The following is a 10,600-nucleotide window of genomic DNA, read 5'->3' on the forward strand; positions in this document are numbered from 1 at the left end:
CGGCTGAGCGTTTTTCGAACGTGTCCGAGCAACGCCTCAAAACGTGCCCGATCAAGGTGCAAAGCACAGCCATAGCCATAGCCATAGCCATAGCCATAGCCATAGCCATAGCCATAGCCATAGCCATAGCCATAGCCAGGCTATGGCGCGCATTTGCAACGCAGAGCGGGTGCGTTTTGGGGTGGTGAGCGGGCATGAACGAAAGACTCTCCGCCTCTCAGGATGCCGATGCACCGCCTGCGGCACCCAGAGGCACCTGCACCCACACCCTGGCACCACCCAACGGGGAAGCATCAAACAGGTGACGTCCACCCAACTTGCGGGCGCGGCGCTCCATGTTCGACAAGCCCAGACCCGTGCCCGGGTTCCGAGCGTCAAGACCATCGTCAGGCGGATGCACGGGCCACCCCCGGCCATCGTCCTCCACCGACAAAGTGACCTGATCGGCCTGCGCCCGAATGCGAACCACACAAAGGCGGGCACCGCTGTGCCGAATCACGTTGCTCAAAGCCTCGCGCAGCAGGCGCGACAGTTGCAACTGCACACGCGCCGACCAGACGCAGCCGGGTGGCGGGTCATTCACGTCCCATTGGACCTTCAGACCTGCTGCGTGCAGACGCGAAACCCCTTCGGCCCGCCAGTCGGCCAGCACCTCTTCGGCGGCCACCGACTGGCCCGCCATGCCTTTGACGCTCTGGCGCATGTCGTGCAAGGCCTCGCGGGCCAATTGGGCCGTGGCGCCGTGGCCGCCCATCTGCACCAGCGTCATCAGCTTGGCCCCCAGGTCGTCGTGCAGGTCGGCGGCAATGCGCTGGCGCTCGGCCTGAGCACCCCTGGCCTGAGCCTGTCCGGCCTCCAGCCCGTGGCGGATCAGCGTCACGATCTGCTGACAGCGCTGCACATCCTGCGGGTTGAACAAGCGTGTGCCCCGCATGGGCAGCCCCAGCGCCAGCGCCGGCAAAGCGCCCACGCTGGGCACCTTCAGCCACCGACCTTGCGCCTCCGCCTCCACCTCCACGCGATCGCCACACGCCAACACGTTCATGGACTGGGGTTGAAACTGTTTGTCCCACAAGCGCTGCCAGCGCTGTGAGATGACCGGCGAAGGCGCACCGCTTTCGGTGGCCAGCGCCACCACATCGGGCAGCACGTCGGCCAACTGTGGCAAAGCCGACTCAGACAAGCGCCGCCACAGCCACTGGCGCAAAGGAAAGTAGACCCAACCGGCCAGCGCGAGTGCCACCGTCAAGGCGTACCGACCATTCCAGGGCAGGGCCAGCAGCAAGACCACATCCAGCACGACGACCAGCAACCCGCCCAGAAACCACAGCCAGGCACGCGGCCACCAGGCCTCCAGCTCAAACAGGCGCAACCGGGTGACCAGCGGCACAAAACCCAAAAAAACGAGCGAAAACACCACCATGCCGTAGGCGATGGGCAAGGGGCTGTAAACGTCCACGATGGCGTACACCGAGGCCACGAAAGGCACGGTCAGCGTCAGCACCAGCAGCAGCCCCAGCCATTTGATCTGCGCACGCTGCATGGGTTGGTCCCGGCTGCGCCGCCACTGGACCGTGTACAAGCCCAACAACAGCACGGCAGGTGCCAGGTTGGGCAGCCGAAAGCCCAGGGAAATGGAATCCACCCACTCCAGCACATCCACCAGCATGAAACCCGTGCACCACACCACCAGGGCGGTCAGCAAACGCTGGCGGTTTATCCAGCGGCCGTCCAGCGGCACCGGAAAGCGCCACAGCAACAGGCACAAGCCCATGAGGTACAGATAGGCGGCGGCGTGCGTGCCCCAGTGCAGCCACTGAAAACTCACCGCTTCCTGCGTGAGCAGGCGCGAACTGGTGCCCGCCAGCACCACCATCCAGTAGCCGTAGGCCAGGCTGGACAAGGCGTACCAGTTGGCCGCACCGTCCACCGAGCGGTACACCCACACCGCCAGCCCCACCGACAGCGCCAGCAACGCCGTGCACCAAGGCACCCAAAAACGCGGTCCCAGCTCCCCCCATGTTTTGCCTTGCACCACCAAGGAGGTGGTGCCGCCCGCATGTTCCACAGACAAATGGACGCGGCCTGCGTGCGCCTGCACCAGCCAGGTCCACAGGGCGACGTGCTCGTTGTAGAAAATCCGTTGGTCGCGGTAGTACAGCGTCAGCCCCCCGGTTTCGGCCACCAGCAGCGCCGACAACGCCAGGCGGTGCACCGCCCCTTCCGCCGTTGTGACCCGCAATGCCGATACGCCCGACAGCGGTGGCAGGTGGGGCCGCGTGGGTACCGCCGTCACACCGTTCTGGGGAGATCCGCCAAACCGGTAGCCGGTGGACGGCTCGGACAGTGCGCGCCACAGGCCCATCGCGCCGATCAGCAGCAGCACCAGCACCGCCAGACACAGGCGAAGCCGCACCCCACGCAGGTTGCCAGCAGAAGCGGGACTGCCTGCGACAATGGACGCCATGTCCGAACGGGAATTTTCAAACCACTGCACCACATGATTCTGCGCCACACCTTTTCCCCACCCGACAACACCCGCATGGGCCACCTCTGCGGCCCCATGGACAGCCACATTCGCAGCATTGAGGCGGCCCTGCAGGTCAAGGTGGCGCACCGCTTCGAGCAGTTCCGCATCGAAGGCCCCAAAGCCAAAGCCACCCAGGCGCTGGAAACGCTGCAGGCCCTGTACGAAATGGCCAAAAAACCGATTCCGGCCGAAACCGTCCAGCTGATGTTGAGCGGCGACACCGCCCTGCCCACCGGTGGTGACGGCGCGCTGGCCATGCAGACCCGGCGCGGCGAGGTGCGCGGGCGCACGCCCAACCAGGCGCGTTACCTGGAAAACATGGCCACGCACGACATCACCTTCGGCATTGGCCCGGCGGGCACCGGCAAGACGTATTTGGCCGTGGCCTGCGCGGTGGATGCGCTGGAACGCAGCGCGGTGCAGCGCATCGTGCTCACCCGCCCGGCGGTGGAAGCGGGCGAAAAGCTCGGCTTTTTGCCGGGCGACCTGGGCCAGAAGGTGGACCCGTATTTGCGCCCGCTCTACGACGCGCTGCACGACCTGATGGGCTTCGACAAGGTGCAAAAGGCGTTTGAGCGCCAGCAAATTGAAATTGCACCGCTGGCCTTCATGCGCGGGCGCACGCTCAACCACGCCTTTGTGATCCTGGACGAAGCGCAAAACACCACGCCCGAGCAGATGAAGATGTTCCTCACGCGCATCGGCTTTGGCAGCAAGGCCGTGGTCACCGGCGACGTGAGCCAGATCGACCTGCCACGCACCCAGCTCTCAGGCCTGATCGACGCCGAACGCGTGCTCAAGCGCGTCACCGGCATCGCCTTCAACCGCCTCACCAGCGCCGACGTGGTGCGCCACCCGCTGGTGGCGCGCATTGTGGACGCCTACGATGCCCGCAGCCCACAGGCCGACGCCGATGAAGCCCCGCCCGTGAAACGCACACGCCGCAAAACGCTCTGACGCTCAATCCCATGCCACTGCCCACCCTCAGCCTCTCGCTCCAGTTCGGCGCGCTCGCCGATGCCGCCACCCACCGCGCCGCCCTGCCCCGCCACAAGGTCGCCCGCTGCATCCGCCATGCGCTGGACGCCGACGGCGAAATCACCGTGCGCATTGTGGACGCCGAAGAGGGCCAGACCCTGAACCGCGATTACCGGGGCAAAGACTACGCCACCAATGTGCTCACGTTTGACTACGAAACCGAGCCCCTGGTGATGGCCGACCTGGTGCTGTGCGCGCCCGTGGTGGCCCGCGAAGCCGCCGAGCAGGGCAAGACCCTGGCCGACCACTACGCCCACCTGCTGGTGCACGGCACCCTGCACGCCCAGGGCTGGGACCACGAAACCAGCGAAGCCGATGCCGAAGAAATGGAAGCGCGCGAAATTGAAATTTTGGCCGGGCTGGGGCTGAACAACCCCTACGCCTGAGCAAACGCAGCGGCGGTCAGGCCGTGATGCGCAGCGGAATCGTCACCGGCCCATCGTTGACCAGATGCACCCGCATGTCGGCACCAAAGCGCCCGGTTTGCACCAGCGGGTGCTGGGCGCGCGCCGCCGCCACGAACTGGTTGTAAAGCGCCTCGCCCAGCGCTGGGGCGGCTGCACCGGTGAAGCCCGGCCGGTTGCCACTTTTCGTGTCGGCGGCCAGCGTGAACTGGCTCACGATCAACAGGCCACCGCCCACGTCCTGCACGCTGCGGTTCATCTTGCCCTGCTCGTCGCCAAAAATGCGCAGCTTGAGTATCTTGGTCAGCAGCCTTTGGCCCACCGCTTCGGTGTCCTCGGGTTCGGCGCACACCAGCACCAACAAACCCGCGCCAATCTGACCCACCGTCTCCCCGGCAATCACCACCCGGGCTTCGCTCACACGTTGCAGCAAGGCGATCAAATCAAGTCCCTTTCGTCGCCAAAGTGGGCTTCCACATCGCTGGGCAGCAGCTGAATGGTGGCGCGCAAGCCGGGCACGGCGCTCATCAGCGCTTGCTCCACACTGGCACGCACGGCTGCTGCGCGCCCGAGCGACCACGCCGCCGGCATGTGCATGTGCACATCCAGGAACCGGCGCTGACCGGCTTTTCGGGTACTCAAATGGTCAAACCGGATGATGGCCGCCTCGCCCTCCTGGCTGGCAAAACCCGCCAGCGCTTCCTGGATATCGGCCATGATCTCGGGCTCCACCGCCTCGTCCATCAAGCCCTGCGACGAGCGCCAGATCAGGTGAACGCCTTCTTTCAGAATATTGGCGGCCACGGCCATGGCCACCAGCGGGTCCAGCCAAAGCCAGCCGGTGAAATGCACCAAGGCAATCCCAATAACGACCCCCGCCGAGGTCCATACATCTGTCACCAAGTGTTTGGCGTCGGCCTCCAGCGCAATGGAACGGTGCTGCCGGGCGGCGCCAAACATGACCCAGGCCAGCAACCCGTTGAGCACCGAGCTGGCCACCGACAGCGCCAAACCCCAGCCAACCTGTTCTATCGGCTGCGGGTCGAAAAGGCGGTGGGTTGCGACCCACATGATGCCCAGGGCCGCCACGATGATGAGAATACCTTCGAACCCTGACGAAAAATACTCCGCCTTGTGATGCCCGTAGGGATGGTCTTCGTCGGCGGGACGGGCGGCAATGGTCACCATCACCAGACCGAAGGTCGCAGCGGCCAGGTTCACCAGCGACTCCATGGCGTCGGACAACAGGCCCACCGAGTCGGTAATAACCCAGGCCAGGGTCTTGAGCGTGATGGTGATCAGGGCAACCACCACCGACGCCATCAGCAGGCGTTGTGGGGTCAGGAAGCGGGAGGCAAGAAAAGACATGGCACGATTGTCCGTTACCGCAGGCGCAATGCGCAGCGCAGGACAGGCAAAGCACGCCTCCCGCGCGCAGGGTCAACCCAGCGTCACTTTGGCAAACTTCCGCTTGCCCACCTGCACCACATAGGTTCCAGCGCCCAGCTTCAGGCCCTTGTCGCTGACCACAGCCGAATCGATGCGCACGCCCCCGCCGTCGATCAACCGATTGCCCTCGCCATTGGACCCCACCAGCCCGGCCGCATTGAGCATGGCCGCCACCCCCAGCGGCGCACCCGAGAGCACCACATCGGGAATGACATCCGGTACACCACCCTTGCTTCGGTTGATGAAGTCCTGCTCGGCCGCATCGGCCGCCGCAGCGCTGTGAAACCGCGTGGTGATCTCCTTGGCCAACATCACCTTGGCGTCCTTCGGGTTGCGCCCGCCCTCCACTTCTTTTTTCAGCGCCTCGATCTCGGCCAGCGACTTGAACGACAACAGCGTGTACCAGCGCCACATCAGCGTGTCGCTGATGGACAGCACCTTGGCAAACATGCCATTGGGCTCTTCTGTGATCCCGATGTAGTTGTTCTTGGACTTGGACATCTTGTCGATACCGTCCAGCCCTTCCAGCAGTGGCATGGTCAAAATGCACTGCGGCTCCTGGCCATACTCCTGCTGCAGGTGACGCCCCATCAGCAGGTTGAATTTCTGGTCGGTACCGCCCAGCTCCAGGTCGCTCTTCAGCGCCACCGAGTCGTAGCCTTGCATCAGCGGGTACAAGAACTCGTGCACGCTGATCGGCGTGCCGGCCTTGAATCGGTCGTGGAAGTCGTTGCGCTCCATCATGCGCGCCACGGTGTATTTGGCCGCCAACTGAATCATGCCCATAGAACCCAGCGGCAGGCTCCATTCGCTGTTGTAGCGAATTTCGGTTTTGCTCGGGTCCAGCACCAGGCTGGCCTGTTTGTAATACGTCTCGGCATTGGCCTTGATCTGCTCGCTGGTGAGCGGTGGGCGCGTGTTGTTGCGCCCAGAGGGATCGCCGATCAGGCTGGTGAAGTCGCCAATCAGAAAAATCACCTGATGCCCCAGGTCCTGCAGCTGGCGCATCTTGTTCAACACCACGGTGTGACCAATGTGGATGTCGGGTGCCGTCGGGTCCAATCCAAGCTTGATCCGCAACGGCACACCACTGGCTTCTGATTTCATCAGTTTTTTGGCCCAATCGTCCTGCGGGATCAACTCTTCACATCCACGCAGGGTCACGGCCATCGCCTCGCGCACGCCGTCGGTCAGTTCAAGCCCTGAAGGGGTCTGGTTTTTAGAACTATCGACGTCTTTTTGGCTGGGGTTCATAAGGGGTTTTTCGGATGCAATAGCCCTTGATCTGGCTATACTTTTGTGGATCGACCGTGAATTTTAGTGGTCTGGCCTTTGGGCTCTGAAAACTGTCTCACAGGTTCGCCTTGGCCAACGGGAACCATCGTGCATCCCGCTGTCTCCATCATGTCTTTCGCACACCGCCGCGGCGGTGTGCTAGCTGGAACCGTATCTTGATCCATCCACTACTCAACACGCTGACCAGCCTTGTTCAAGCCACGAGCACAAGCCTTGCAAAACACCCCCGCCGCATCATGGGCGCTATCGGCGTGCTGTTGCTGGGCACCGGCGTTACCGCCTTTGGCATAGCGCCGCTCGCACCCGATGCAGCCAAACTGCCCGTCAGCCAGGTCATTGAGTCACTGGCCCTGGAGCCACTGGTCGTTGACACCCTTGCTGCAGCCGTGCCGCTCACGCTGTTTCGCAGCGACACCATTCGCCGTGACGATACCGCCCAAAGCCTGTTGCAGCGTCTGGGCGTGAGCGACACAGCCGCTCAGAATTTTTTGCGCGCAGACCCAACCGCCCGGCAACTCTTCAGCGGCCGCAGCAGCAAAATGGTCAGCGTCGAAACCTCCGACAGCGGGGAACTGCTTCGCCTGACCGCCCGCTGGCTGCCAGACGATGGCCGACTGTTCAACCGGCTGGTGATCGAAAAACAAACCTCGGGTCTCAGTGCGCGCATCGAAACGGGCGAGCTGACCGCCTCCGCACAGCTGGCCAGCGGCACCATTCACAGCTCGTTGTTTGCGGCCACCGATGCAGCCAACCTGCCCGACAGCGTCGCCGTTCAACTGGCTGAAATTTTTGCCTCTGAAATCGATTTCCGTCGCGACCTGCGCCAGGGTGACCGATTCAGTGTGGTCTACGAAACCCTGGAAGCCGATGGCGAAGCCATGCGGGCCGGCCGTGTGCTCAGCGCCGAGTTCATCAACAACGGCCGCGAGCACGAAGCCGTCTGGTTTGATGGGGAGGGCAAAAAAGGTGCGTACTACGGTTTCGATGGACAAAGTTCGCGCAAGTCCTACCTGACTTCACCGCTTGAATTCTCCCGGGTGAGCAGCGGCTACGGCATGCGTTTTCATCCCATCTCGGGCCAACGCAAAGCCCATCTGGGCGTGGACTATGCAGCCCCCACCGGCACGCCGGTGCGCACCATTGGTGATGGCGTGGTGACCTTTGCGGGCTGGCAACGTGGCTACGGTAACGTCATTCAGATCCAGCACAAAGACCGCCAAAGCACACTGTACGCCCACCTGAGCCGCATCGACGTGAGCCGTGGTCAGCGCGTGAACCAAGGCGACCGCGTGGGAGCAGTCGGCTCCACGGGAGCGTCCACAGGCCCCCATTTGCACTTTGAATTCCGCACCAACGACGTTCCTCAAGACCCGCTTGAGATTGCTCGCCAGAGCGAAACCATTCCTGTGAGCCCTGCCCTGCGCGCCCGCTTTGACGCTGTGGCCCAGCTGCAGCGCCTGCAACTGGATGCAGCAGCCACTTTGCAACAGGCCAGCGCGCAGTAATACCCAGAACAGGGGGCGTCACACCAACAAACGCCGGACACAAAAAAGGGAGCCAATGGCTCCCTTTTTTGTGTCCGGGAACGCTCCGGAAACTCAGACGCTGAAGCTTGAACCGCAACCGCAGGTGCTGTTGGCGTTGGGGTTCTTGATGACGAACTGAGCACCTTCCAGGTCTTCCTTGTAGTCGATCTCGGCACCCACCAGATATTGGTAGCTCATGGCGTCGATCAGCAGCGAAACACCGTTCTTGGACATGATGGTGTCGTCCTCGTTGATGACTTCGTCGAACGTAAAGCCGTACTGGAAACCCGAACAGCCGCCGCCCTGCACGAAGACGCGCAGCTTCAAATCGGGATTGCCCTCTTCGGCCACCAGATCGGCCACCTTGGCTGCAGCGCTGTCGGTAAAGATCAGCGGTGCGGGCATTTCTGTCTGGATGTTTTCGGCCATTGCGCTCATGGATCACCTCGTTTCGTGGGTGCAACGGGCCACCCCGTCACAAGGAAAATATGGCTGCTGATGACCATCACCCGCAGCAAGTCCAAATGCTATAGCAAAACGGTCGGAATTGTGCTCAACCGTTATTTGCCGCCAGTTTCAGTGTGGGTTTGTCTTCCACGCTGCCAGTCATCGGCTTGAGCTGACCCGAAATGGTAGCCCCCTGGTGCATTTCCAGTGCCTTGTAGGACACGTCCCCTTCAATGCGCGCCTTGGGCTGCAGCTCCAGCAGATCGTGCGCAAACACCGGGCCCTTCACCGCGCCATTGATGATGACGTGGTCGGCGTGGATCTGGCCCGTCACGCTGGCAGATTCGCTGACCACCAAAATGCTCGGCTGCTCGTCGCTGGCGCGAATGTCACCGACCACATCGCCATCCACGCGCAGACCATCGTGAAACACCACGTTGCCCTCAATCCGAGTGCCTTGGGCAATCAGGCTTTTGATCGGTGGTTGTTTTTTTTTGCCAAACATAGGGAATCTCCAAACGACGAATACAAATTTATAGTTTGATGGTTTGCACCGACTTGACGGCACCGCCTTGCAGGATTTTGGCGGTCACGACGTTCACCACAGCCAGCGGCGGCACCGCCACGATACCGTCTTGCCTCAGATAACTCCTGATCACCACCGCTTGCGGCGCTGCAGCGTGGGCCATCGACCAGGGCTTGCCTTCCAGCGTACCGGAGAAGGTGATCTCGAGCATACCTTTGAATTCTGGCGCGTTTTTGGACGCCTGAATCATCAACGCCTGCCACTTGAGTTGACCTTCGGACAGCCGCTCCACCTGCAAGCCACGAATGCTCAGAGAATCGGTGCCTGTTCCTGGAATCAAGCGCTCAAAAAAACCAAGGTCGCTGCGCAACATTTGGTTGTCCATCTCCAACTGGCGAATCTGTTGCGTCAGTTGCTCTTGCACCGCCTTTTCCGCGGTCAGCAGGCTTTCTGAGGTATTGGCCACCGATTGCGCTTTGACCAGATCAGAGCGCAACTGCTGCACTTCCCCGCGCAACTGCACCAGCTCCTGCTTGGCATGGCGGTCCAAGCCCGCAATGTCCTTGCCCACCTCGAAAGCCCAGAGCGCCAGCGCCCCCGAAAAACCGAGCACCACGGCACCCAACAACCAGTGAAACGGCCAAGGCAAGGCACTGCGAACCGCCATGCGGGGTGCACTCACGGTCAATTTTCTTCGCAACAGACGCAAACGCATTCAGACCACCTTCCATTTGCAAACCATCGCAACAGAACGCCAAAATGCAAAAACCGCCCCAAGACAAGCTTGAAGGCGGTTCTTGCTGCAGAAGCCTGGCGAATTAACGCTTGCTGAACTGCTTGGCGCGGCGCGCAGAACGCAGACCGACCTTTTTACGTTCGACTTCACGGGCATCGCGGGTCACGAAACCGGCTTGCGACAGGCTCGGCTTGAGCGTGGCGTCGTAGTCGATCAGGGCGCGGGTGATGCCGTGGCGCACGGCGCCGGCCTGACCGGATTCGCCACCACCGTGCACGTTCACCATCACGTCGAAGGTATCGGCGTGGTTGGTCAACAGCAGGGGTTGCTTGGCGATCATGATCGAGGTCTCACGGCCGAAGTAGGACTGGATGTCCTTGCCGTTCACAACGATCTGGCCGGAGCCTTTTTTCAGAAACACGCGGGCGACGCTGGATTTGCGACGGCCGGTTCCATTGTTCCATTCACCAATCATCTCAAGGCTCCTTTAGAGTTCCAGCACTTGCGGCTGTTGGGCGGTGTGCGGATGCTCTGCACCACCATACACCTTGAGCTTCTTGATCATGGCGTAACCGAGCGGGCCCTTGGGCAGCATGCCCTTGACAGCCTTTTCGAGTGCGCGGCCAGGGTGCTTGGCCTGCATGTCGC

The 10,600-nt window shown here is 62.2% G+C and carries 12 protein-coding genes; 3 read left to right on the top strand and 9 right to left on the bottom strand.

Features of this window, described 5'->3' with window-relative positions:
* Nucleotides 1-217: 217 nt before the first annotated feature.
* Nucleotides 218-2,467 (bottom strand): ATP-binding protein, encoded by a 2,250-nt coding sequence (locus tag Q7J58_RS23075; protein ID WP_304832496.1) that lies wholly within the window; start codon nucleotides 2,465-2,467, stop codon nucleotides 218-220.
* A gap of 33 nt (nucleotides 2,468-2,500) precedes the next feature.
* Between Q7J58_RS23075 and Q7J58_RS23080 the strand changes: the two genes are divergently transcribed.
* Complete coding sequence (locus Q7J58_RS23080; RefSeq protein ID WP_304832498.1) at nucleotides 2,501-3,487, top strand: PhoH family protein; 987 nt, start codon at nucleotides 2,501-2,503, stop codon at nucleotides 3,485-3,487.
* 11 nt (nucleotides 3,488-3,498) lie between these two features.
* Nucleotides 3,499-3,954, top strand: a complete 456-nt coding sequence (ybeY, locus tag Q7J58_RS23085; RefSeq protein ID WP_304832500.1) for an rRNA maturation RNase YbeY — start codon at nucleotides 3,499-3,501, stop codon at nucleotides 3,952-3,954.
* A gap of 16 nt (nucleotides 3,955-3,970) precedes the next feature.
* Here the strand turns inward: ybeY and dtd are convergent, their stop codons facing one another.
* The 3 genes from dtd to tyrS form a co-directional block, all read right to left on the bottom strand.
* Nucleotides 3,971-4,414: a D-aminoacyl-tRNA deacylase gene (dtd, locus tag Q7J58_RS23090; protein WP_304832502.1), complete on the bottom strand. Its 444-nt coding sequence runs from the start codon at nucleotides 4,412-4,414 to the stop codon at nucleotides 3,971-3,973.
* Nucleotides 4,411-5,340 carry a cation diffusion facilitator family transporter gene (locus tag Q7J58_RS23095; RefSeq protein WP_304832503.1) on the bottom strand — a complete coding sequence of 310 codons (930 nt, stop codon included), beginning with the start codon at nucleotides 5,338-5,340 and terminating at the stop codon, nucleotides 4,411-4,413. Before Q7J58_RS23095 ends, dtd begins: the two co-directional genes overlap by 4 nt.
* A gap of 72 nt (nucleotides 5,341-5,412) precedes the next feature.
* Entirely contained in the window at nucleotides 5,413-6,675 is a 1,263-nt protein-coding gene (tyrS, locus tag Q7J58_RS23100) for a tyrosine--tRNA ligase (RefSeq protein WP_304832504.1), read from the bottom strand.
* A gap of 278 nt (nucleotides 6,676-6,953) precedes the next feature.
* Between tyrS and Q7J58_RS23105 the strand changes: the two genes are divergently transcribed.
* Complete coding sequence (locus Q7J58_RS23105; protein WP_304832506.1) at nucleotides 6,954-8,222, top strand: M23 family metallopeptidase; 1,269 nt, start codon at nucleotides 6,954-6,956, stop codon at nucleotides 8,220-8,222.
* 93 nt (nucleotides 8,223-8,315) lie between these two features.
* Here Q7J58_RS23105 and erpA read toward each other — a convergent pair whose 3' ends face one another.
* The 5 genes from erpA to Q7J58_RS23130 all read right to left on the bottom strand — a co-directional run.
* Entirely contained in the window at nucleotides 8,316-8,681 is a 366-nt protein-coding gene (gene erpA, locus Q7J58_RS23110; protein WP_304832508.1) for an iron-sulfur cluster insertion protein ErpA, read from the bottom strand.
* A 115-nt stretch (nucleotides 8,682-8,796) separates the two neighbouring features.
* Nucleotides 8,797-9,195: a polymer-forming cytoskeletal protein gene (locus Q7J58_RS23115; RefSeq protein ID WP_304832510.1), complete on the bottom strand. Its 399-nt coding sequence runs from the start codon at nucleotides 9,193-9,195 to the stop codon at nucleotides 8,797-8,799.
* 28 nt (nucleotides 9,196-9,223) lie between these two features.
* A complete protein-coding gene (locus Q7J58_RS23120) occupies nucleotides 9,224-9,766 on the bottom strand; it encodes a DUF6776 family protein (RefSeq protein WP_336623524.1) in 543 nt (180 codons plus the stop codon).
* A gap of 268 nt (nucleotides 9,767-10,034) precedes the next feature.
* Entirely contained in the window at nucleotides 10,035-10,427 is a 393-nt protein-coding gene (gene rpsI, locus Q7J58_RS23125) for a 30S ribosomal protein S9 (protein WP_304832514.1), read from the bottom strand.
* Between the two features lie 12 nt (nucleotides 10,428-10,439).
* Nucleotides 10,440-10,600 (bottom strand): uL13 family ribosomal protein (locus tag Q7J58_RS23130; RefSeq protein WP_304832516.1); only part of this gene is annotated, 161 nt, incomplete at its 5' end.

It is taken from the genome of Hydrogenophaga sp. (genome assembly GCF_030656115.1).
Taxonomy (GTDB): domain Bacteria; phylum Pseudomonadota; class Gammaproteobacteria; order Burkholderiales; family Burkholderiaceae_C; genus Hydrogenophaga.